The sequence below is a fragment of the Sorangium sp. So ce1014 genome (assembly GCF_051521505.1).
Classification (GTDB): Bacteria; Myxococcota_A; Polyangia; order Polyangiales; family Polyangiaceae; genus Sorangium.
In genome coordinates, this window is the sequence record NZ_CP150356.1 from 7216155 (window position 1) to 7239726 (window position 23572).

The 23572-nt window shown below is 70.9% G+C and carries 16 protein-coding genes; 11 read left to right on the plus strand and 5 right to left on the minus strand.

Annotation, left to right across the window (positions count from 1 at the left end):
• Nucleotides 1-21 precede the first annotated feature (21 nt).
• Nucleotides 22-534 carry a G/U mismatch-specific DNA glycosylase gene (gene mug, locus WME75_RS27175; RefSeq protein WP_437494934.1) on the plus strand — a complete coding sequence of 171 codons (513 nt, stop codon included), beginning with the start codon at nt 22-24 and terminating at the stop codon, nt 532-534.
• 148 nt (nt 535-682) lie between these two features.
• On the opposite strand, the gene WME75_RS27180 is transcribed toward mug, so the two are convergent.
• Entirely contained in the window at nt 683-1201 is a 519-nt protein-coding gene (locus tag WME75_RS27180) for a hypothetical protein (protein ID WP_437476799.1), read from the minus strand.
• Nucleotides 1202-1454: 253 nt separating this feature from the next.
• Between WME75_RS27180 and WME75_RS27185 the strand changes: the two genes are divergently transcribed.
• The 4 genes from WME75_RS27185 to WME75_RS27200 all read left to right on the plus strand — a co-directional run bounded on the left by WME75_RS27185 (nt 1455) and on the right by WME75_RS27200 (nt 6356).
• Complete coding sequence (locus WME75_RS27185) at nt 1455-4001, plus strand: PAS domain S-box protein (RefSeq protein WP_437476802.1); 2547 nt, start codon at nt 1455-1457, stop codon at nt 3999-4001.
• 303 nt (nt 4002-4304) lie between these two features.
• Nucleotides 4305-4877 carry an OmpA family protein gene (locus tag WME75_RS27190; RefSeq protein ID WP_437476805.1) on the plus strand — a complete coding sequence of 191 codons (573 nt, stop codon included), beginning with the start codon at nt 4305-4307 and terminating at the stop codon, nt 4875-4877.
• Nucleotides 4878-5302: 425 nt separating this feature from the next.
• Nucleotides 5303-5797, plus strand: a complete 495-nt coding sequence (locus WME75_RS27195) for a YtxH domain-containing protein (RefSeq protein ID WP_437476807.1) — start codon at nt 5303-5305, stop codon at nt 5795-5797.
• Between the two features lie 10 nt (nt 5798-5807).
• Nucleotides 5808-6356, plus strand: a complete 549-nt coding sequence (locus WME75_RS27200) for a hypothetical protein (RefSeq protein WP_437476810.1) — start codon at nt 5808-5810, stop codon at nt 6354-6356.
• Nucleotides 6357-6461: 105 nt separating this feature from the next.
• Here WME75_RS27200 and WME75_RS27205 read toward each other — a convergent pair whose 3' ends face one another.
• Nucleotides 6462-7574 (minus strand): CBS domain-containing protein, encoded by a 1113-nt coding sequence (locus WME75_RS27205; protein ID WP_437476813.1) that lies wholly within the window; start codon nt 7572-7574, stop codon nt 6462-6464.
• Nucleotides 7575-7977: 403 nt separating this feature from the next.
• Nucleotides 7978-9159: a mechanosensitive ion channel family protein gene (locus WME75_RS27210; RefSeq protein ID WP_437476816.1), complete on the minus strand. Its 1182-nt coding sequence runs from the start codon at nt 9157-9159 to the stop codon at nt 7978-7980.
• Between the two features lie 403 nt (nt 9160-9562).
• Between WME75_RS27210 and WME75_RS27215 the strand changes: the two genes are divergently transcribed.
• The 6 genes from WME75_RS27215 (at nt 9563) to WME75_RS27240 (ending at nt 20427) form a co-directional block, all read left to right on the plus strand.
• Nucleotides 9563-10129, plus strand: coding sequence for a hypothetical protein (locus WME75_RS27215; RefSeq protein WP_437476819.1), 567 nt, complete (start codon nt 9563-9565; stop codon nt 10127-10129).
• 515 nt (nt 10130-10644) lie between these two features.
• On the plus strand, nt 10645-16485 hold the full coding sequence (locus WME75_RS27220) for a HAMP domain-containing protein (protein ID WP_437476822.1): 5841 nt from the start codon (nt 10645-10647) through the stop codon (nt 16483-16485).
• A gap of 325 nt (nt 16486-16810) precedes the next feature.
• The gene (locus tag WME75_RS27225) at nt 16811-17248 is read left to right on the plus strand and encodes a hypothetical protein (RefSeq protein ID WP_437476824.1); all 438 of its coding nucleotides are present in this window, start codon (nt 16811-16813) and stop codon (nt 17246-17248) included.
• A gap of 156 nt (nt 17249-17404) precedes the next feature.
• Entirely contained in the window at nt 17405-19333 is a 1929-nt protein-coding gene (locus tag WME75_RS27230) for a protein kinase domain-containing protein (RefSeq protein ID WP_437476827.1), read from the plus strand.
• A gap of 54 nt (nt 19334-19387) precedes the next feature.
• Nucleotides 19388-19936 (plus strand): hypothetical protein, encoded by a 549-nt coding sequence (locus WME75_RS27235; RefSeq protein ID WP_437476830.1) that lies wholly within the window; start codon nt 19388-19390, stop codon nt 19934-19936.
• Between the two features lie 5 nt (nt 19937-19941).
• Entirely contained in the window at nt 19942-20427 is a 486-nt protein-coding gene (locus WME75_RS27240; RefSeq protein WP_437476833.1) for a DUF421 domain-containing protein, read from the plus strand.
• A gap of 7 nt (nt 20428-20434) precedes the next feature.
• Here the strand turns inward: WME75_RS27240 and WME75_RS27245 are convergent, their stop codons facing one another.
• Nucleotides 20435-21940: a DUF2330 domain-containing protein gene (locus WME75_RS27245; RefSeq protein ID WP_437476835.1), complete on the minus strand. Its 1506-nt coding sequence runs from the start codon at nt 21938-21940 to the stop codon at nt 20435-20437.
• 162 nt (nt 21941-22102) lie between these two features.
• Nucleotides 22103-23557: a methylenetetrahydrofolate--tRNA-(uracil(54)-C(5))-methyltransferase (FADH(2)-oxidizing) TrmFO gene (trmFO, locus tag WME75_RS27250; protein ID WP_437476838.1), complete on the minus strand. Its 1455-nt coding sequence runs from the start codon at nt 23555-23557 to the stop codon at nt 22103-22105.
• Nucleotides 23558-23572: the final 15 nt, after the last annotated feature.

Genomic DNA, 23572 nt, shown 5'->3' on the forward strand with positions numbered 1-23572 from the left:
CTCGCCGCCGCCGGCAAGACGGTGCCGGACGTCATCGCCCCCGACCTCCGCGTCCTCTTTTGCGGCATCAACCCGGGCCTCTACACGGCCGCCGTCGGGCACAACTTCGCCCGCCCCGGCAACCGGTTCTGGCCGGCGCTGCACGCTGGCGGGTTCACCGACCGCGTGCTCGCTCCCTCCGAGGAGCGCGAGTTGCTGGCGCTCGGTTACGGGATCACCAATATGGTCGAGCGAGCGACCGCATCGGCCGATGAGCTATCCACCGACGAGCTCGCCGCCGGGGGGCAACGGCTCGCCGCCAAGGTGCGTCGCTACCGCCCCCGCTTCCTGGCCGTGCTCGGGATCGGCGCCTACCGGAGCGCTTTCGGCAGGCCCCACGCCGCGCCCGGCCCGCAGCCGGAGACGCTCGAAGCGACGAGGCTCTGGGTGCTGCCGAATCCGAGCGGGCTCAACGCCAGCTACCAGCCGGAGAAGCTCGCGGCGATGTTTCGCGCCCTCCACGACGCGGTCGCGTCTACCACCGTCTCACCGTGAGCTGCTGAGTCCGCCGACTCCACTCTCCCGAAAGGTGGCGCCCGCCTACCGCCGTCGCGACTCGGCTGTTCCCCCTCAAGCCAGCTCGGCGGTCGCGGTGGACAGGCGGGTTCCCCGCGGACGCGCGCTCGCCGCCTCGCCCGCGCGCCTACTCGGGCAGCGCGCTCTCCTCCTCCTGAGGCACCTTTGCGCGCGCGCTGCGGGCCTCCTCCCGCAGGGCCGCGAGGCCGGGCGGCCCCTCGGGCGAGCGCGCGCCGCGGTTGCTCACCGCAGCGAGCCAGGCCATCGGCGAGTCGGGCATCCTTTGCGTGACGAGGAGCACTCCGCGCGACGCGTAACGCGAACAGCCTTCTTCGCACATGGGCAGCACGAGGCGGAGCCCGCCGCCGCCGCCTCGGCTCACGAGGGGCGCCACGCGCATCTCGGCCGGAGGCGGCGCGAAGGCGGCCACCATCGTGCGCTCGACAAGCGCCACGAACGTCCCTCGAGACGTCGCGGGCGGCTCCGCCGCCTGGATCGCGGCGCGCACCGACGCCTCGGACCGGCCCGGCGGGAGCGCGTAGAGCCCCGCCCCGTCGGCCGCGCTCGCCGGCGACGGCGGCAGCGCGCCCACGAGCGCTCCGCCAAGCGCGCCGACGAACGAAGCCAGCTTGAGTCCGAATCGCATAGGTGCTCCCTCGGCGGCACATCCAGCAGGCTCCATGCCAGCCACGCGCGGCCGGCTGCCGCGGCGCATCGCGACGCCGGGGCCTGTCGCGCCGCTCGCCGCGCGTGCCGGATCGCCTCAGCGTGGCGTTCCGGGGCCCGGCGCCGCGCGGCGCGGTGCGACGCGGTGGCCGGGATGCTGGAGAATCCGCCGCTGCCGTGCGAGCGCCGCTTTCGCTTGCCAGACGGTCCGGGCGCCGTTAACCGTCATTGTTATGCCCGACAGAAGGCCAGGGCTGAGCCCTTACGAGAAGAAGGCCCCTCTCCCGCCTGGCGCCCCCCTCCCCTCCACGCCTTCCGAGCCCGTCGCGAGCATTCTGCTCGTCGACGATCACCGCCCGAACCTCCTCGCCCTCGAGGCCGTGCTCGATTCGCTGCGCCAGCGGCTCGTCACCGCGCAATCCGGCGAGGAGGCGCTCGAACACCTCACCCGCGAGGAGTTCGCGCTCATCCTCATGGACGTGAAGATGCGCGGTATCGACGGCTTCGAGACGGCCGCTCGCGTGAGGGGGCTCGATCAGGCGAGGCACACGCCGATTATCTTCATCTCGGGGCTGCCGGAGGACGAAGATCGATTGTATCGCGGCTACCGCGAGGGCGCGGTCGATTATGTCGTCAAGCCGTTCAATCCCGACATCCTCCGCGCCAAGGTGGCCGTCTTCGTCGAGCTGCACCGCAGGGCCGAGCAGATCAAGCGGCAGGAGGCGGCGCTCCGCCAGCTGGAGCGCCAGGCGAGCGACGAGGTGTTCCGGCGCATCATGGACACCAGCATGATGGGCCTGCTCTTCAGCGACTACGAAGGGCGCGTGATCGAGGCGAACGACTGCTTCCTCTCGATGGTCGGCTACACCCGCGAGGACCTCAAGGCGGGCTTGCTCACCTGGCAGCAGCTCTCCCCCCCGGAGTACGAGCACGTGCATCGCGACGCGGTCCACGAGCTGAGCGTCCACGGGGCCACGAAGCAGTTCGAGAAGGAGTACATCCGCAAGGACGGCAAGCGCGTGGCGGTCCTCGTCGGCTCCGCCCGCATCGAGACGCAGCGGCGCAACCTCACTTACGTGCTCAACATCAGCGAGCGCAAGCGCGCCGAGGCCAACGTCAGCCTGCTCGCGGGCGCGGGCGAGATCCTCTCCTCCTCGCTCGATTTCCGCGTGACGCTCGGGCAGCTCGCCCGGCTCATCGTCCCGCTCCTCGCCGACTGGTGCGCGGTGGACATCCAGGCGCAGGACGGCGTCATCCAGCGCGTCGCCGTCCAGCACACCGACCCCGAGAAGGTGACGCTCGTCCGGCAGATCGAGGAGAGGTACCCCGTCGATCCCGGGGCGAACCGCGGGGTGCCGAAGGTGCTCCGGACCGGCGAGACCGAGTGGGCCCACGACATCCCGGACGCGTTGATCGTCGATAACGCGCGGGACGAGGAGCACCTCCGGATGGCGCGCCAGCTCGGCCTCCGGTCGTACCTGGTCGTGCCGCTGGCGGCGCGCGGGCGCGTCCTCGGCGCGATCACGCTCGCGCACGCGGAGTCGGGCCGGCGCTACACGAAGGCGGACGTGCAGTTCGCCGAGGAGCTCGCCCGGCGCGCCGCCCTCAGCGTCGACAACGCGCTGCTCTTCGAGCGCGAGGTCACGGTGCGCAAGGAGGTCGAGACGCTCGCGGAGGAGCTGAAGCACAGCGAGGCGCAGTTCCGGCTGCTCGCCGAGACGATGCCGCAGCTCGTGTGGACCAACCGCCCGGACGGCCATCACGAGTACTTCAACCAGCGCTGGTACGACTACACGGGGCTGACGGCCGAGGACACGGGGGGCGAGGGCTGGAGCCGGATCATCCACCCCGAGGAGCACGAGCCGGCGATCGAGACGTGGCGGCAGGCGCTCCGCACGGGCGAGCCGTACGAGAGCCAGTGCCGGCTCCGGCGGGCCGACGGGGTCTACCGCTGGTTCATCGGCCGGGCGGTCGCGGCGCGCGACGGGTCGGGCCGCATCGTGCGCTGGTTCGGCACGTACACGGACATCGACGATCAGAAGCGGGCCGAGGAGGAGCGGCAGCGGCTCGTCCAGGCGCTGGAGCGCAGCAACAAGGAGCTCGATCAGTTCGCGTACGTCACGAGCCACGACCTCAAGGCGCCGCTGCGGGGCATCGCCAACCTCTCGCAGTGGATCGAGGAGGATCTGAACGACAAGATGACGGCGGAGAGCCGGAAGCAGCTCGATCTGCTCCGCGGGCGCGTCCACCGGCTGGAGAACCTCATCGACGGGATCCTGAGCTACTCGCGGGCGGGCCGCGTCCGCGAGAAGCCCGAGGCGATCGACGTCGGCAAGCTCCTCCGGGAGATCGTCGAGCTGCTCGCGCCCCCGCCGGAGACGCGGGTGGAGATCGCCCCCGACATGCCGGTCCTCGTCACCGAGCGCGCGCCGCTCCAGCAGACGTTCCTGAACCTCATCAGCAACGCGCTGAAGCACGCGGGGCGCGCCGATCCGGAGGTCCGGCTCAGCGCGCGGGACGCCGGCCCGTTCTGGGAGTTCTCGGTCTCGGACAACGGCTCGGGCATCGCGCCCGAGTACCACGACCGGATCTGGGGCATCTTCCAGACGCTGAAGGCGCGCGACAAGGTCGAGGGCACGGGCATCGGCCTGTCGGTCGTGCAGAAGATCGTCCAGAGCAAGGGTGCGCGCGCGTGGGTCGAGTCCGCCGTCGGCGCCGGCGCCACCTTCCGTTTCACCTGGCCGAAGCTCGAGGCCAGGGAGCCCTCCTCGCCCGGATGACCCTGCCGGTCGCCGCGCGCCGCGCGTGACGCAGCGCCGCGCGCGGACTCATCAGCATCGCGGCAGCCACGGCCTGAGCTGCACGTCGGGTCGAGACGTGGCGTCTCACGCGGCTCGAGGCGCGCCCGGCGATCGCGCGCCGTGACTTCCGGCTCGGCACGGAGTTTGAACTCCCCCTCCACGGAACAACAGGCGACCTGAGACGACGCGCGCCGGGATGGCGGGACCAGGAAGGCACTGCTCCTTACTCTTCCGGCGCCGTGTCGCGTCTCTCGCGCCGCAGACCTCGCAAGGAGGGTATTCATGCCGTCGATAATCAACATGCCCAGGGTCTACCTGGGCGCGCTTGCGATCTCGCTCCTCTCCGCGTGCGCAGCGGCCCCGCCTCCGGAGCAGGCGCGATCTGAGCCGAGGTTGCCCAACCCGGGCAGCGATGGGGTCTACAAGGTCGATTGGCCCGATCTGAGGGAGGGCGAGGATCGGTTCATCGGGCTCACGCTCGGCGCCGACATCGCCGATGTCTGCCGGCTGCCCAAGACGAACTTCGCCTTCGACTCCGCCGAGCCGCTGGCGCAGGAGCACCTGGAGCTCCGGGCTGTCGTCGACTGCCTGCTGACCTCCAACCTCAAGGACGCGAGGATAGAGCTCATTGGCCGGGCCGATCCGCGAGGTGCGCAGGCCTACAACCAGGATCTCTCGCTCCGCCGCGCCACGCGGGTGAAGGAGATCCTCGTGAAGGAGGGCATCTCTGCGGATCGCATCGCGGTGCGCGCGACGGGCGCGTCCGAGGCGGTCGGCACTCAGCCGATGTACTCCTACGGCTATGATCGCCGGGTCGACGTAGTTCTCATCGGCATCGCCCACTCCCCCCGGTGAGCGGGGCGCGCCCGCTGCGGATACGGGCCCATCTCGACGTTTTCGGTGCTCGGCGTACTGGAGTACGCCTCCGCGCCGAAAACGCCGATCTGGGCCCGTCTCCTGTGCGGGCGCGACCCGCTCGGCGGACGCGGATCGGAGGGGGCGAAGAGCGTACGCCTCGCGCTGGGCGCAGCGCTGCTTCAGATCGTGAGTTCAGATCTTACGTTTGCGACGGCACGGCGGCACGGCGGCGCGGCGCTGGGGCGGACTGGGGAGGCGCGTCACGACAGATGTGGCATTTCGTCACGGAGGCGTCACGGTGGGGGGGCGCGGGTGCGGGGGTAAGCGGGCCGCGCAGCGCGATCTGGGGGTTGGTCCGGGGCCTGCAATGCATCCGCTCACGAACCGGCGGACGTCATGTCCGTCACAAGGAGACAAGAGCCATGACGAGACTGAATGACGCGGTGGGGACTGCGAAGGGTGTGTACGAGGCGGCGGCTGGCGGCGCGGGTGTCGCCGCGACGACGGCGAAGATGACCGCGTTCGACGTCGCCAAGGCGGCCGCCGGGATCGCCGCGACCCTCGGCGCGCTCGGCTTCGACGACGTGCTCGGCTGGGTCGGCCTGGCGCGCAAGCGGAGCCCGCTCACGACGCTCGCGTTCTTCGGCGCCGGCATCGCGGTGGGCGCGGGCGTGGCCATGCTGCTCTCGCCGAAGTCCGGCGAGGCGCTGCGCCGCGACATCCTGACCCGCCTCGACGGCCTGAAGCGCCAGGCGACCCGCGGGGTCGAGCAGGCCGAGCGCACGGTCCACGACAAGGTCGACGGCGCCGTCGACGCGGTGAAGGGCGCGGTCTCGTCGTCCGAAACCGGGAACTCGCATTACGGCGCCGAGGGCGGGCGAGCCCAGGGCGGCGAGAGCGGTCACCACCTGAGCTGAGGCTAAAGCCGTGTGGCTCGAAGCCATCATCACGCGGGAGGATCTCGTCCAGGTGCTGGGCGAGTTCCTCCCTGTGAAGATCCACCTGGACGACGACGAGAAGACCGACCGCTGGCTCTACCTGGGCAAGGCGACCGACATCACCCTGGTCGAGGACATGGGCCTGCGCGTCACCTGTCCTGCGGAGCTGAAGTGGTCCATCGCGGGCGTGAACCCCACCATCCAGCTCGATGAGCTCAGGGTGCTGATCTCCCCCGAGATCATCGAGAGGAACAAGGGGAACGTCCTCGCGTTCAACGTCGAGCTCGAGGAGGCTGACATCCGGGGCCTCCCCTCGATCATCGACCACACCATCATGAAGGCAGTCAACTCGGCGCTTGCGAACAAGAAGCCTGAGTGGAACTTCACGAAGACGCTCACGAACACCGTGGGTCTCCCCTCCAACCTCGAGCCGATCGAGGGGCTGCACATCGGGGTCGCCTGGGGCAAGCGGCGCATCAGTCAGGACGCGCTCGTTCTCGTGGTCTCCTTCAAGCTCAATTTCGTGCGAAACGATTGAGTCTCCGCCTCTCAGGGATGAGTCCCAGACGCCCCGCCCCCATCTCCGGGGGGCGGGGCGTCTTCACTCGAGCACGGCAAGCCTCAGCTCGACCGTGAGCCCCCGCTACCCCGCCTGAGCCGCCAGCCGGATCCTCCCGAGCCTCCCCCCGCGCCCCCGCGTGAGCGCCCCCGCGATGTCCGAGTGCTTCACGAGCCCGAGGTAGCTCTCCCCGTCGAAGACCGCGACCACCGGCGTGTTCTTCTCGACCATCTTCCGCCCCACCTCGTCGAGCGACACGTCCGCCGCCACCCGCGGCACGTCGCAGCGCATGATCCAGGCGATGAACGACCCCTCCTCGCCGGCAGCGAGCGCGCGCATCACGTCCGTGCGCGTCACGATCCCGATCACGCGATCCTCGTAGACCACCGGGAAGTCGGGCTCCTGGCTCGCGAGCATGCGCCGCGCAGCGTCGCGCACGAGCTCGCCGGGCCACAGCTGGACCGCCCTGCCCTCGCGCGCCTCGGACGACGCGACAGGCGCCATCACCGCCTGCGCCGCGCTCCACTCCCGCCGCGCCCCCAGGAAGAGGAGCGCCGACAGCACCGCGATGAAGAGCTGACCGCCGATCAGCGCGATGAAGAACAGCACGGCCGCCATCGCCTGCCCGATCGTCGCCGCCATCGACGTCGCGAGCCAGGCGCCGGTGAGCGGCGACAGCGCCTCGCGCAGCACCCGCCCCCCCTCGAGCGGCAGCGCGGGGAACAGGCCGAGCAGCGCAACCCCGAGGTTCGCGCTCGCGATCCACACGACCGCCGTCTCGCGCGAGGGCGCCTCCGCCGCCTGCAGGACCGACGCCCACCGGAGCTCCTCCGCCCCGTGCTGCGCCCCGGCGGCCACAAAGAAGAGCACCGCCAGCGCGAAGTTCGCCGCGAGGCCGAGGGCGCCGCTCTGCGCCCACCCCGCATCGGGCCGCGAGCGCCTCGCGATCGCGCCGATCGGTGAGAGCTGCACCTCGCTCAGCCGGAGTCCGAGCTGCCGCGCCACGATCCCGTGCACGAGCGCCTGCAGCGCCACGCACGCGAGCAACGCCGCCCCCAGCGCGCAGCCGAAGAGCGCGCCGCTCCCGCCGTGCCGCGCCCCCCACTGGAGCGCCCCGATCGGGATGAGCAGGCCAAACGCCGCGTGCGCAACGACATCGATTCCGCTGATCCGCGTGATCCTGATGACCCAATTCATGGCGTGTTGCTCCTGGATTCCCGCGCAGGCAGCTGCGCAGAGCGGGAGGGGCAGTGACGACCTGCTACGCCCCCAGTCCCCAGGGCGTGGCGAAACCTCGTCGCGCGGTCGACGGCTGACGGGCCAACGTGCCGGATCTTTCTATGTTCACAGCAAAGTACATGCCGCTTTCCTGCGCCTGCCGGCGAGCGGCACCCACCACCGCGCAAAGGCGGGTCGCGGCGGGCCACGGAGCGCGCGGAGGGGCTCGAAGGCCCGTTCCGCGCTCCGCCTGTTTCATCGAGGGGACGCGGGCGCGACGGGACGCTCACGCGGCCGGGATGCGCCGGATGAGCGCGCCGGCGTCATCGCCGCTGCCTCGATGCCGCGGTGTGGCGTTCCGCTACGTAGCGGGCGCGCTCCGTCACGGCGCCACGTCGGCCACGCCCTCGCCCGCTCCAGCCCGCCGCGCGCGGCCCGAGGCCGGATCCCGCCGCTCGATCCCCTCCGCGACCGGAGACGCCCGCGAGAAGCGCTCCTGCGGCAGGTACATCCCCTCCTCGAGCTCCTGGACCCAGCGCAGCATCTCCTCGCGAAGCCAGCACCGCAGATCGAACAGCCGCCCAGCATCACGGGCCGAGACAAGAAAGCGCACCTCGATCGTGCGCTCTGTCACCTTCGTGACCTGGACGGCCTTCACGCGCTTGTCCCAGAGCTCGCTCTCCGGGAGGGTGGACTCGAAGTGCCGCCGCACGGCGTCCACCGGCGTGCGGTAGTCCACGTAGAGCTCGACGGTGCCCAGCTTCTCCGAGCCGTGCTTCGTCCAGTTCTGGAACGATTGATCGAGGAGCCGCGCGGTCGGGACGATGAGCCGCCGCTCATCCCAGATCTTCACGACCACGTGGGTCAGCCGGATCTCCTCGACGGTCCCGAACTCTCCATCCACCACGACCTTGTCCCCGAAGTCGATGGGCCGGGTGAACAGGATGTGGAGGCCCGACAGGATCGCGCCGACCGGCTTCTGTGCCGCCAGGCCGAGCACGACGCCCGCGATGCCGGCGGACGCCAGGAGCGAGACGCCGACGTTCCTCACCGTCTCGAAGTTCAGGAGCACGAGCGCGCCCGCCACGATCGCGATGACCACCCGCGCGACCCGCTCGAGCACACGCGCCTGGGTGCGGAGCCCGCGGGACGACTCGCTCCCCTCCTCGAGGTGCCGCAAGGCGCGCGCGTCCAGCACCTCCGTGAGGATCCCCACCATGCGCATGAGCAGCCACGCGACCCCGCCGATGAACAGCGCCGAGAGAAGCGACCGCAGATCCGCCACGAGGTCCTGACCGAGCGGCGTCATCTTGGCGAGGCTCGCTGTCAGGATGATCCCGAGACAGAGCGTCACGGGGCCGATCGCCGCGTCGAGCGTCTTTTCGTCCCATGGCGTCGCCGTCCGTCGCACGACGACCGAACCGGCGCGCCGGAAGAGCCCCACCACCAGCCGAGCGAGCGCAAAGCCGACCGGAACGCTCGCCGCGACGAACACCCACTGCCACAAACCGTCGGCCGGGAGCCCCAGCCGGGCGCCGAGCGATTCAAAGTTCGAGTTCTGCATGGGCCTGCTCCTTCAACCAGCGCCTCGCGCGCCGTCATGCCAGGTCCACTCCCGAGGCACGGCCCTCCCGTGGCGCCCCGCGAGCGCGACGGAAGAGGCCATGACGCAGCGAGGCGCGACGGGCTCATCCATCCTGTATGCGGCCTTGCCACGGCACAGAGCGTGCCGCCGAGTCCGCTCCGGCATTTCCCTCTGGATGTCCGGCGCGCTCTGCTGGCGAACAGCCGACATCGCGATTACACGTGGAGGCAGCCCTGCCACGCTGCGACAAATCGCTACAACGCCGCACGACTCCTCCTTGTCCGTTCCGTTCCAACAATCTGCGCTGGCCCGGCATGCGGTGTGCAGCTAAGTCAACCAGAGAGTCGAGATCAGCTGAAGAGACGCAGCAAAGGACTCGTTTATGTCAGAGCGCAGAAGCCAGGTCGATGATTTCACGCGGCTCACCGAGGAGACGGAGCGGCTCGCGAAGCACGTCGAGGATCTCCGGCTCCGGATCGCCGCCACGACCGCGAAGCGGCGCGCATCCTCCGGCACGCTCCCTGCGCAGAATGCTGCCGCCATCGAGGGGCTCCTCGGCTCGCCCTCGGAGCGAGTCCACGACGCCGCCTCGGAGCGGGTCCACGACGCCGCCTCGGAGCGGGCCCACGAGGCCCTCGAGCGGCCGCACGACGCCGCCTCGGAGCGGGCCCACGAGGCCCTCGAGCGGCCGCACGACGCCGCCTCGGAGCGGCCTCACGGCGCCGTCTCGGAGCGACCGCGCCCCCGTCACTCTCCGTTCCCCGAGCGCCCCTCGTGCCTCGCCAACGTGTCGCGATGGCTGCCGCCGCTGAAGCCGGCGCGAGAGGCCATGGAGTCGGGCGTCCACGAGAGGGTGGGCGAGGCAGGGCGTTACTGCATCATCACGCCACGAGAGAAGCCCAGCGCCCCCCCGCCGAGGCGCCGCACGCCCAAGGCCGACGTGGCCTGAGGCAGCGGCTCGGCCAGCACCAGCACCTGCGCCGGCGCAACACCCGCGCCGATGCGCAACACCCGCGCCGACGCGCAACACCCGCGCCCACGGCAGCATGTAGCCAGCACGCGCACGTGGCGCGAAGCTTGCCCGGCTGCGCGCCTGCGTAGTATACGAAACCCATGCTGCGGCGCGGTGGGTGCAGACGCGCATGGCCACCGTGCCTCGAAGCCTGAACCCGATGGGCCCCGACGGAATCTTCACGGTCGGGCAGCGAGAGCCCCGCCTCCTGGCGGCGCGAGGCGTCCCGCCGAAGCCCGAGGCGGTCGATGATTCCGCCACGCAGGCGAGAGGGCAACTCCACCTCTCCTCCTCTCGCCGCCTTGCGATGATGCCCCGTCGCCCGGGGGGCGCGCCGGGGCACCGGGTCCCACCGCTTCAGGCGCTCCGGGGTCCCTCCGCGGCCGTGGCGCGCTCTCGTTTCCCTTCACAGATTGGCCCTGCCCGCAAGGCAGGGCCAGGAGAACAGCGGCATGGAGCAGCGAAGCGACCTCGACAAGGCCCGGAAAGCGAAAGCTGGCAATGGCAAGAGCAAGAAGGGCGCGTCCGGCGAGGGGCTGCACGGCGCCGCACGCGCGTCAAAGGCCCCTGCGGCGGTGAGCCCGCCCGTCGAGCACGACGGGCTCGACCGGCGGACGCTGCTGACCTCGTTGATGAGCCTCAAGAAGGGCGATTTCTCGGTGCGCCTGCCCGTCGACTGGATCGGGCTCGACGGAAAGATCGCGGACACGTTCAACGATGTCGTCGAGCTCAACGACAGGATGGCGAAGGAGCTCGACCGCCTGAGCCGCGTGGTGGGCAAGGAGGGCAAGCTCTCGCAGCGCGCCTTCATCGGCGAGGTGAACGGCGCGTGGGCCGATGATGTCGCGTGCATCAACGCGCTGATCGGCGATCTCGTCCACCCCACCGCCGAGACGGCGCGCGTCATCGGGGCCGTCGCCAAGGGCGATCTCTCGCAGGTCATGGCCCTGGAGGTCGACGGCAGGCCGCTCGACGGCGAGTTCCTCCGGACGGCCAAGACCGTCAACACGATGGTCGAGCAGCTGGGCTCCTTCGCCTCCGAGGTCACCCGCGTCGCGCGCGAGGTCGGCACCGAGGGCAAGCTCGGCGGACAGGCCGACGTCCGCGGCGTCGCCGGCACCTGGAAGGACCTCACCGACTCGGTCAACTCGATGGCCGGCAACCTCACCGCCCAGGTGCGCAACATCGCGACCGTCACCACCGCCGTCGCCAACGGCGATCTTTCCAAGAAGATCACCGTCGACGTCAAGGGCGAGATCCTCGAGCTCAAGGACACCATCAACACGATGGTCGATCAGCTCCGCTCGTTCGCCTCCGAGGTCACCCGCGTCGCGCGCGAGGTCGGCACCGAGGGCAAGCTCGGCGGACAGGCCGACGTCAAGGGCGTCGCCGGCACCTGGAAGGACCTCACCGACTCGGTCAACTCGATGGCCGGCAACCTCACCTCCCAGGTGCGCAACATCGCCGCCGTCACCACCGCCGTCGCCAACGGCGACCTCTCCAAGAAGATCACCGTCGACGTCAAGGGCGAGATCCTCGAGCTCAAGAACACCATCAACACGATGGTCGATCAGCTCAACTCCTTCGCCTCCGAGGTCACCCGCGTCGCCCGCGAGGTCGGCACCGAGGGCAAGCTCGGCGGGCAGGCCGAGGTGACCGGCGTCGCCGGCACCTGGAAGGACCTCACCGACTCGGTCAACTCGATGGCATCGAACCTCACGGCGCAGGTGCGCAACATCGCGACCGTCACCACCGCCGTCGCGAAGGGCGACCTCTCCAAGAAGATCACCGTCGACGTCAAGGGCGAGATCCTCGAGCTCAAGGACACCATCAACACGATGGTCGATCAGCTGAGCTCTCTCGCGGCCGAGGTCACCCGCGTCGCGCGCGAGGTCGGCACCGAGGGCAAGCTCGGCGGGCAGGCCGACGTCCGCGGCGTCGCCGGCACCTGGAAGGACCTCACCGACTCGGTCAACTCGATGGCCGGCAACCTCACCGCGCAGGTGCGCAACATCGCGACCGTCACCACCGCCGTCGCCAACGGCGACCTCTCCAAGAAGATCACCGTCGACGTCAAGGGCGAGATCCTCGAGCTCAAGAACACCATCAACACGATGGTCGACCAGCTCAACTCCTTCGCCTCCGAGGTCACCCGCGTCGCGCGCGAGGTCGGCACCGAGGGCAAGCTCGGCGGACAGGCCGACGTCCGCGGCGTCGCCGGCACCTGGAAGGACCTCACCGACTCGGTCAACTCGATGGCCGGCAACCTCACCGCCCAGGTGCGCAACATCGCCGCCGTCACCACCGCCGTCGCCACGGGCGATCTCTCGAAGAAGATCACCGTCGACGTCAAGGGCGAGATCCTCGAGCTCAAGAACACCATCAACACGATGGTCGACCAGCTGAGCGCCTTCGCGGCGCAGGTGACGCGCGTCGCGCGCGAGGTCGGCACCGAGGGCAAGCTCGGCGGGCAGGCCGAGGTGACCGGCGTCGCCGGCACCTGGAAGGACCTCACCGACTCGGTCAACTCGATGGCCGGCAACCTCACCGCGCAGGTGCGCAACATCGCCGCCGTCACCACCGCCGTCGCCAACGGAGACCTCTCCAAGAAGATCACCGTCGACGTCCGCGGCGAGATCCTCGAGCTCAAGGACACCATCAACACGATGGTCGATCAGCTCCGCTCGTTCGCCTCCGAGGTCACCCGCGTCGCGCGCGAGGTCGGCACCGAGGGCAAGCTCGGCGGGCAGGCCGACGTCAAGGGCGTCGCCGGCACCTGGAAGGACCTCACCGACTCGGTCAACTCGATGGCCGGCAACCTCACCTCCCAGGTGCGCAACATCGCCGCCGTCACCACCGCCGTCGCCAACGGCGACCTCTCCAAGAAGATCACCGTCGACGTCAAGGGCGAGATCCTCGAGCTCAAGAACACCATCAACACGATGGTCGATCAGCTCAACTCCTTCGCCTCCGAGGTCACCCGCGTCGCCCGCGAGGTCGGCACCGAGGGCAAGCTCGGCGGACAGGCCGACGTCCGCGGCGTCGCCGGCACCTGGAAGGACCTCACCGACAACGTGAACTCGATGGCCGGCAACCTGACGAACCAGGTGCGCGGCATCGCCAAGGTCGTGACCGCGGTCGCCAACGGCGATCTCAAGCGCAAGCTGGTCGTCGACGCGAAGGGCGAGATCGCCGCGCTCGCGGACACGATCAACGGCATGATCGAGACGCTCGCGACGTTCGCGGATCAGGTGACGACGGTGGCGCGCGAGGTCGGGGTCGAGGGCAAGCTCGGCGGGCAGGCGAGCGTGCCCGGCGCCGCCGGCACCTGGAAGGACCTCACCGACAACGTGAACCAGCTCGCGGCGAACCTCACGACGCAGGTGCGCGCGATCGCCGAGGTCGCCACCGCCGTGACCAAGGGCGACCTCACCCGGTCGATCAAGGTCGAGGCGCAGGGCGAGGTCGCGGCGCTGAAGGACAACATCAATGAGATGATCCGCAACCTCAAGGACACGACGCTGAAGAACAGCGAGCAGGACTGGCTCAAGACCAACCTCGCCAAGTTCTCGCGCATGCTCCAGGGGCAGAAGGCGCTCCTCACCGTCGGCCGCCTCATCCTGTCCGAGCTCGCCCCCGTGGTCACGGCGCAGCAGGGGGTCTTCTACATCATGGACTCCTCCCGGGAGGAGCCCGTGCTGAAGCTGCTCGCGAGCTACGCGTACAAGGAGCGCAAGCACGTCGACAACCAGTTCAAGCTCGGCGAGGGGCTCGTCGGGCAGTGCGCGCTCGAGAAGGAGAAGATCCTCCTCGTCAACGCGCCGCCCGACTACATCACGATCACGAGCGGCCTCGGCGAGGCGCCCCCGGTCAACATCATCGTGATGCCCGTGCTCTTCGAGGGGCAGGTCAAGGCCGTCATCGAGCTCGCGTCGCTCGAGCGCTTCAGCCCGACCCACCAGGCGTTCCTCGGTCAGCTCACCGAGTCGATCGGCATCGTGCTCAACACGATCGAGGCCAACATGCGCACCGAGGACCTGCTCAAGCAGTCCCAGTCGCTGGCGCGCGAGCTCCAGAGCCAGCAGGAGGAGCTCCAGGAGACGAACGCCGCGCTCGGCGAGAAGGCGCGCCTGCTGGCCGAGCAGAACGTCGAGGTCGAGCGGAAGAACCACGAGGTCGAGCAGGCCCGTCAGGCCCTCGAGGAGAAGGCGCGGCAGCTCGCCCTCACGTCGAAATACAAGTCGGAGTTCATGGCCAACATGTCCCATGAGCTCAGGACCCCGCTGAACAGCCTCCTCATCCTCTCGGACCAGCTCTCCAGGAACAACGACCAGAACCTCACCGCGCGGCAGGTCGAGTTCGCGAAGACGATCCACGCGTCGGGGACCGATCTCCTGGCGCTCATCAACGACATCCTCGACCTCTCGAAGATCGAGTCGGGCACCGTCGTCGTCGACGTGGGCGAGATCAACTTCAAGGACCTGTCCGATTACGTACAACGTACGTTCCGGCACGTCGCCGAGTCCAAGAAGGTCGATTTCGAGCTCGCCTTCTCGTCGATGCTGCCGTCCTCGATGCTCACCGACGCGAAGCGGCTGCAGCAGGTGCTCAAGAACCTGCTGTCCAACGCCTTCAAGTTCACCGAGCGCGGCAAGGTGATCCTGGAGGTGACAGTGGCCCGCGACGGCTGGAGCCGTGAGAACGATGTGCTCAGCCGGGCCGACGCGGTGATCGCCCTCTCCGTCCACGACACGGGCATCGGCATCGCGCCGGACAAACAGCAGATCATCTTCGAGGCGTTCCAGCAGGCGGACGGGAGCACGAGCCGCAAGTACGGGGGCACCGGGCTCGGGCTCGCGATCAGCCGGGAGATCGCGCGGTTGCTGGGCGGCGATCTCACGCTCGTCAGCGCGCCGGGCCGCGGCAGCACGTTCACGCTCTATCTGCCGCGCAACCACCGGCCCGTGCGCGCCGCGCGGCGGCAACCGGCGCACATCCTCGACGCGCCGCCCGCCCTCGATGAGACCGTCCACAGCGGCCGGCCGTCGGAGCGCATGGCCACGGTCGCGGACACGCAGATCATCGACGACAGCGAGACCGTCCGCCCCGGCGACCGCGCGATCGTGATCGTGGAGAACGACACGGCGTTCGCCCGTTTCCTCGTGGACGTCGTGCGAGAGCACGGCTTCAAGGCGGTCGTCGCCGTCCGCGGCGCGACGGGGCTCTCGCTGGTGCGCGAGCTCAAGCCGTCGGCGATCACGCTGGACATCAACCTGCCCGACATCGACGGCTGGCGCGTGCTCGACTGCCTGAAGCGCGATCTGTCGGCGCGGCACGTCCCGGTCCAGGTGATCACGACGGAGACGGAGGAGGAGCGGAGCCGCGCGCGGCGGATGGGCGCGGTGGGGCTCCTCATCAAGCCGCTCAGCAGCCGGACGGCGCTCGACGAGGCGTTCGCGCGGCTCGACGGGCTGGTCAGCTCGCCGCGGCGCCGGCTGCTCGTGGTCGAGCCGGACAGGGCATCGGGCGATCCCGTGGTCGAGCTGCTCGGGGACGAGGGGCTCGCGATCACCAGCGTGACGACGGGCCAGGAGGCGCTCGCCGCGCTCGAGCGCGAGCCGTGCGACGCGCTCGTCCTCGGGCTGCGCCTGCCCGACATGCCCGGCTTCGAGCTCATCGAGCACCTCGACCGCGCCGGGCGCTTCGCCGATCTGACGGCCATCGTGTACACACCGGCCGATATCGCCGGGGACGACGAGGTGCAGATCGGCCGCCTCGCGCAGCGGCTGCCCGTGAAGCACGTCCAGTCGAGGGAGCGGCTGCTCGACGAGGTCACGCTCGCGCTGCACCGCCGGATCTCGGATCTGCCCGAGCCGAAGCGGCTCATCGTGGAGCAGCTCCACGAGTCGGCCGCCGCGCTCTCCGGCAAGTTCGCGCTGATCGTCGACGACGATTTCCGCAACATCTACGCGCTGAAGACCGTCCTCGAGAGCCACGGGATGACCACGCTCGCGGCCGACACCGGCAAGGCGGCCATCGAACGTCTGGAGAGGACGAGCGGCATCGATGTCGTCCTCATGGACATCATGATGCCGGAGATGGACGGATACGACACGATGCGGGCGATCCGGAATCGGCCCGCCTTCCAGACGCTGCCGATCATCGCCGTCACGGCCAGGGCGATGAAGGGCGATCGCGAAAAATGCCTGGAGGCCGGCGCGACAGACTACATCTCCAAGCCGGTCGACACGGAGCAGCTGCTCGCGCTGCTCCGGATCTGGCTGCATCGCTGAGCTCGCTTCATCCCCGGTTCACCCCCGCGCGGCCGTGTCCGAGCGCGCGCGGGTTCGTCTTGGCTGCAATGACGCCCCAGTGTGGCGTCTCTGCGCAGGCTCGCGCGCCGACCGTCCACAGCCGACGGCGCAGGACAGCGTGCATTGGAGGCATTCTTTGCTGGCACGGAGCCTGCTGTGCCGGTGTGGGATTTCAGAGTACAGAGAAGAGAGGGGACGCGCCCGGCGAGGACGTTCTTCGGGAAAGGAGCCGTAGGTGAGGGCAAAGCTGGTGACCGGTCTTGTGAGGACACAGCTCGACGCCGAGAGAGCGGTTGAGCGCGTCATGAGCTGTGGATACAAGCGCGACTCCATCAGCCTTGTCATGAGCGACGCTGCGTGCAGCCACCCTGTCGACGGCGGAGACGGCTCGAGGGCGGACGTCGGCGGCGCGGTGGGGGCGGCCTTCGCCGCGTTCGCGGGGGTCGACGCGAGCGTGGCGCTGCCTGGCCTGGGGCTCGTCGTGGCGGGCCCCATCGAGGCAGCGCTCGCGGGGGCGGGCAACGCGGCCGGCGGTTTCGTCGGTGCGCTCGTCGGCGCTGGAATCCCCGAGCACCGCGCGCGCGTCTACGAGAGCGGCCTGCAGCAAGGTGTGATCCTTGTGGGCGTTCATGCGACCTCGGGGCGAGACGCCGAGATCCTGGAGATGATCCTCGAGTATTCCGGCGCCGAGAACGTCCGGAGCGAGAGCGCGCAGCGACGCCCTTATGACAGCTTCATCTAGCCGGCTCGCGGGGCGGGGGCTCGTGTGCCGCCGGGGCGCTGCTCGGCGCGTGGCAACTTGCCTCGCACTGTCGCGCCGCCGCTGACGGCCCCGCGCGGCATTTCAGGCGCTCCCCGAGAGGAACGCCTGGCACGAGCGATGCTCCAGGTTTGGCCCGTGGCGAAGCGTGACGTGGTGGGCGGCGGATGGCCGAAGCAGGCGGCAGGAGAGCGCATGTCGAGCAACATGACCCAGGGGTTCGAGCACACCTTAGGGGAGCGCTTCGAGGCCGGCACCGTGGTGGGCGACAAGTACCAGCTCCTGCGCAAGGCGGGAGAGGGGGCGATGGGCTCTGTCTGGGTCGCCGCGAACACGGCGCTCGAGGCCAACGTCGCCATCAAGGTGCTGCGGCCGGAGATGCGCTCTCCCGCGATCGCGGAGCGCCTGCTGCGCGAGGCGCGGGCTGCGGCGAAGCTCAGTCATCCGGGGATCGTGCGCGTCTTCGATCTCGGCAAGACCGCGGACGGCACGCCGTATATCGTGATGGAGCTCCTGGAGGGCGAGGCCCTTCGGGACGTGCTCTGCCGCGAGCAGCGGCTCTCGCCCGAGGCGGCGATCGCGATCCTGCTGCCGGTCGCGAGCGCGATGCACGCGGCGCACGAGCGCGGCGTCGTTCACCGGGATCTCAAGCCGGACAACGTGATGCTCGCGGCTCAGGGCGACGGGAGGATCCATCCGAAGGTCGTCGATTTCGGGATCGCGAAGGTGACGTGGACCGAGCCCGAGTCCGGCTCGACGGGCGCGGCCGTGATCGGGACACCGCAGTACATGCCGCCCGAGCAGGCGCTGGGACAGGGCCGCATCGATCATCGCGCGGACATCTGGGCGCTCTGCACGATGCTGTACGAGTCGATCGCGGGCGAGACGCCCTATGCCGGGGAGCAGGGGTTCGGGACGCTTCGGGCGGTCATCCAGGATCCGGTGCCGTCGCTCGTCGAGCGGTGCGGCACGGACCCGGCGCTGTGGTCGATCATCGAGCGCGGGCTGCGCAAGGCTCCGGCGGATCGCTGGGGGAGCATGCGTGAGCTCGGCGTCGCGCTCGCGACGTGGCTCCTCTCGCGGGGTGTCTCGGAGGACGTGTCCGGCGCGTCGCTCCGCGCGCAGTGGCTGGACGAGCGGGCGAGCCAGCTCCCCGCGCAGTCGCCGCGGTCGATGGTGGTGAGCGCTGCGCCGACGCTGCACTCGCGCCGCGCCGACGACTCGCTGGAGCTGCAGCTGCCCATGGCGTCCGCGCGCCGGATGCCCGGGGAGTCGAGCCGCAGGGCGCCGGTTCTGGTGGGGCGCGGGGCGCTGGACGAGAGCGGCGAGCGCGCGTGGTCCGAGGCGACCGCGATGGTGAATCCGCCGGGGGTGGCGTCCGCGTCGGTGCGGCCGTCGTTGCGGGAGCGCTTTCCGTTCCGTCGCGTCGCGGCGGCGGGGTTCGTCCTCATGGCGGGGGCGGCGGCGTGGAGCGTGGCGCCTGTCGCGACGCGCCCCGCGGTCGAGCTGACGCCGGCGTCTCCGGCCGCGCCTGCGGCGACGGTCGTCGAGGAGCCGCCTCCGGTGCGTCCGGCGGCCGAGCCGACCTCTCTCACGGCCACCCTGGCGCTCGGCGTCGTGGTGCCGCCGGTCGAGCCCGTGGCCTCGTCGCCCGCGCGCGCCCCGAAGACGTTTCCCCCTCCGACCCCGTCCCCGGCGCCCGCCGCCGCGCCCGTCAGGTCGCCGGCGCCGACCGCGAGGGCGCCGCTCCCGGATCTACCCGTGGCCGACGCGGGCGTGGAGGCGCCGCGGCTCGAGGCGCAGGCGTCCCCGACCGACGCACCGCACGAGCCTGTGGCCGCGGCCTGCCCTGCTGGCGGGGCGCAGGAGGCCGGGGAGTCGGCCTGCCCGCCGGTGGCCGATGCCTCGACCCCCGCCGTCGAGGTGGACGAGGACGCAGCGGTGGCCAAGCGGGAGTCCGCCCCGCCCCCGCCGGCGGCCGAGCAAGCACCGCCGCCCGAGGACGCGCCGCCGCCCGTGGATGCCGGGGTAGCGGAGGAGCCCCCGAGCGCTCCAGCAGCGCCGTAGCAGCTCGGATTCACCGAGCTGACCGCGGCATCACTCTTGTACAGCGGGTGCGCGATGGTCCGGTCCCGTCATGAGATCTCTGCTCCTCAGACCGCCCAGGCGAACGGGCGCGCTCGCGCGGCGCCGCCCGAGCCGCCTCTCGCGCCGGCCATGCGGCGCCGGCTGGAGCTGAGCCCGAAGCACGCGATCGGCGCGTTCGCGCTCGCCTGCGTGGCGGCCAGCGCCCTGTTCATGCACGCCCTGGAGACACGCGAGGCGACGGCGCCGGGGCTCGCGCTGCGCGTCGCGTACCCCGAGCGGATGCGCTTCCGCGACAGCGAGCGGCTCACCATCGACGTGACGCGCACGGCGGACGCGCCTTGCCGGGCCGCCGCGCTCACGATCGACGAGGCCTACCTGGACAGCTTCGAGGAGCGCCGCGCCACGCCCGCGGAGGCGACCCTCGGGCGCTTCGAGCTGGGCGGCCTCGCGCCCGGCGAGCAGCGCCGGATCGTCCTCGAGCTCCGGGGCGAGCGCTCCTGGTTCACCTCGGGCAACGTAACCCTCTCGTGCGACGGGGAGCGCGGCGCCCAGGTGCCGCTCCGCACGTTCATCTTCCCCTGACAGCCATGGAAACCGTAGCCCGCGTCGCCGTTGTCTATGTGTTCCTCGCCGTGGCGTTCCGCGTGCTCGGCAAGCGCGAGCTCAGCTCGCTGTCTGCCTTCGAGCTCGTCACGCTCATGCTGATTCCGGAGATCGTCTCTCAGGCCCTCGTCCGCGAGGCGTCGCTCGCGAACGCGCTCGCGGGCGTGTCCACCCTGCTCGTGCTCGTGTTCCTGACGTCGGTCCTGACGCACCTCGTCCCGCGGGCGTCCAGGGTCATCGACGGCTCGCCCACGGTCCTTGTCGCGAAGGGTCGGCTCCTGGAGGAGGCGTGCAACCGCGAGCGCATCCAGCCGGAGGAGATCGTGTCCGAGATGCACAAGAGCGGGCTGGAGCACCTCTCCCAGGTGCGCTGGGCCATCCTGGAGGCGGACGGCGATCTGAGCATCATTCCGGAGCAGGGCCACGGCCTGCCCGTCGCGCGGCGGGGGGCGCGGGACGCGGGCGTCTGAGCGCCGATCAGGCCGGGCGGGAGGCGAAGCGGCGCGCGCCGCGGCGGGCGATCGCCGCCGCGAGGGCGAGGGCGCCGAGGGTCATGCCCACGAGCGTGCCCTGCCCGCGCGTCCGCGAGGCGCGGTCGCCGTCGACGAGGGGGAGCGCCGCGCCGCAGAGCACCTCGGCGTGGACGCTCACGCGGGCGCGCAGCCAGTTGTCGACCCGCTCCTGCTTCGCGGGGATCAGCTCGAGGTCCGTGTCGAGCGCCGCGCGCGGCAGGTTCGCCTCGAGGCGCGTGAGCCAGACGTCCTTCGGGTGCAGGCCCACCATCGCGACCGCGAGGTCGTCGAGCGGGGGGTCGACCGGATCGAGCGGCCTGCACGCGAGCTCGCGCGCGTCGATCTGTCCGGAGGCGACCTCGCCGCAGCTCGGATCGTCGAGCCGGACGCCGGCGGGGCACGGGTTCGCCACGACGCGGCCCTCCATCGCGATCTCGGCGAAGCGCACGGCGCACGCGGTGTCCTGGGCCTCGCCGTTCGCGAGCCCCTGCTGGACGAACGCCGCGGCGATCGTGTCGACCGGGGTGGTCGAGCCGCTCGTCGTGTACTGCACGCCGAACGGCGCCGCGGAGCTCGACACGGGCGAGAACAGCGAGCCCTGCTGCGCGTAGGGCGTGAGGAACGCGCGGCCGCCGTCGGCCGCCGCGAGCGCCTTCTCGCGGAGCTCGCCGTAGTTCGAGTCCTGCGAGGCGAAGTCCCACGCGAGGAGGTCGTGGGGGACGGCCGCGGCCGCGAACCCCTCCGGAGCGAGCCGCGCCTCGCTGATGGTGAAGAGGGTGATCGCGACGTTCGCGCCCGTCCCGGCGGCGACCATCCGGAGCGGGAGCGTGGGGCTCGCCCCCGGCATGACGACCCGCACCGGCTTCATCTCCTTCACGTCCTTGCCCGGCTGGAGCTTGAGGGCGATGAAATCGAAGCGCTCCTCGACGTAGGCGTCGATGACCGGCTGCGTCGACGCGTCGACGCCGAAGCCGTTCGCCTCCAGCCACTTGTTCAGCGCGCCGGGCGTGTCGGTCGCGAGCGTCACGGTGTCGTACGGGCCGACGGTGCCGCGGTGGAGCACCGTGACCTGCTCGCCGCCGAACGCCCCATCCGAGAAACCTGCCGAATCGCTGCTGCCCAGCGCGCCGCAGCCCCCCCCGCTCGAGGCGCACATGGAGTTGGGCGGGGTGATGCGGACCGACGTGGCCGCGTCGAGCGTCTCGAACCAGGCGTCCGAGCCGACCTCGATGGTCGCCCCGGGCTTCACCGGGAGCACCCAGGCGAACTCGCTCGGATCGCCGGCGTACTGGATCTGATCCCAGAGCACCGACTGGACGGGCGACAAGGAGAGGACCATCCGGTGCGCGTTGACGACCGTGGTCTCGGTCGTCGGGGCGAAGCACCCGCCGCAGGCGAGCGCCTCGCGCGGCGGCAGGAGCGTCACGGAAGGAACGGCGAGCGCAAGGAGCGAGAACAAGCGAAGTTTCATCGGCTACCTCCATGGGCGCGGGTCCGCGCGCGCGGATCCCGGAGCGCGCGGGCGGCGCGCAGCGCACCACCGCCAGGGTATCCAAGCCCGCGCGTGGCAGGCAGCCCGCGCACGATTTGCGCGTCGTCGGCGCGCGGCGTCACGCCCGCCGGGGCCGCGCCGTCAGCCCGCCGCCCACCATGCGTCGAGGTCGCGGAGGGCGCGCTCGGCCATCGCTTCGTAGCGCGCGCGCTTGCGCAGCCTGCCGCTCGCGGGATCGAGCGGCGCGATGTGCGCCCAGGTGATGTTCGACGGCTGGTACGACGGCTGCACCCGGCCGAGGTGCGTGAGAATGCCGCCGAGCGCCGTCGTGGGCGGCGGCGGCCGGAGCGGCTCGTTCCGCAGCTGCTGCGCGAGGAGGAGCGCGCACACGAACCCGGCCGCGGCGCTCTCCACGTAGCCCTCGACGCCCGCGATCTGTCCGGCCAGGTGCACGCCCGGGAGCGCGCGGAGCTCCATCGCCGGGCCGAGGAGCACCGGCGCGTTGACGAAGGTGTTCCGGTGCACGGAGCCCATGCGCAGGAACTCGGCCTCCTCCAGGCCGGGCACCATCCGGAACACCCGGAGCTGCTCGGCGTACTTCATGCGCGTCTGGAAGCCGACCAGGTTGTACGCCGTCGCCGCCTCGTCCTCCGGGCGCAGCTGGAGCACCGCGTACGGGCGCCTGCCGGTGCGCGGATCGGTGAGCCCGACCGGCTTCATCGGCCCGAACGAGAGCGTCTGCTCGCCGCGCGCGGCCATCACCTCGCACGGCAGGCACCCCTCGAAGTAGCGCACCTCCTCGAAGGCGCGGGCCTCCACCTTCTCCGACTCGACGAGGGCCCGGACGAACGCCTTGTACTGCGCCTCGTCGAAGGGGCAGTTCACGTACGCCTCGTCGCCGGCCTCGGCGTCATCGCGGCGCTCGGCCGAGTCCTCCGGCGGCGCGGCCCCCTCCGGCGGCGCGGCCCCCTCCGGCTGCGCACCCCGCTCCGGCGGCGCAGCTCGCTCGCCGCGGACCGCGCCCCCCTTGCCGTAGCGCGACTGCTTCCACACGCGCGACCAGTCGATCGAGTCGGCGCTGACGATCGGCGCGATCGCGTCGTAGTAGGCGAGGTGCTCGGCGCCCACGGCCGCGGCGAGGCTCGCCGCGAGGGCGTCGGACGTGAGCGGCCCGGTCGCGAGGATCACGGGGCGCCCTTCGGGGATCTCCGTCACCTCCCGCCGCTCCACGGTGATGCGCGGGTGGGCCTCGATCGCCCGCGTCATCGCCTCGGCGAACCGCTCGCGATCGACCGCCAGCGCGCCCCCGGCAGGCACCGAGGTCTCGTCGGCGCACCGCAGGGCGAGCGAGCCCACGCGCCGGAGCTCTTCCTTGAGCAGCCCCACCGCGTTGCTCAGCGCGGCGCCGCGCAGCGAGTTCGAGCACACGAGCTCGGCCATCCGATCGCTCGTCTGCGCGGGGGTGCGCTTGTGCGGCTTCATCTCGACGAGGCGCACGCGCAGCCCGCGCTGCGCGAGCTGGTACGCCGCCTCGCAACCGGCCAGGCCGCCTCCGACGACGACGACGTCATCGTGCGGGCTCTCCGCTCCGTTCATACAGGTCACCAGGAT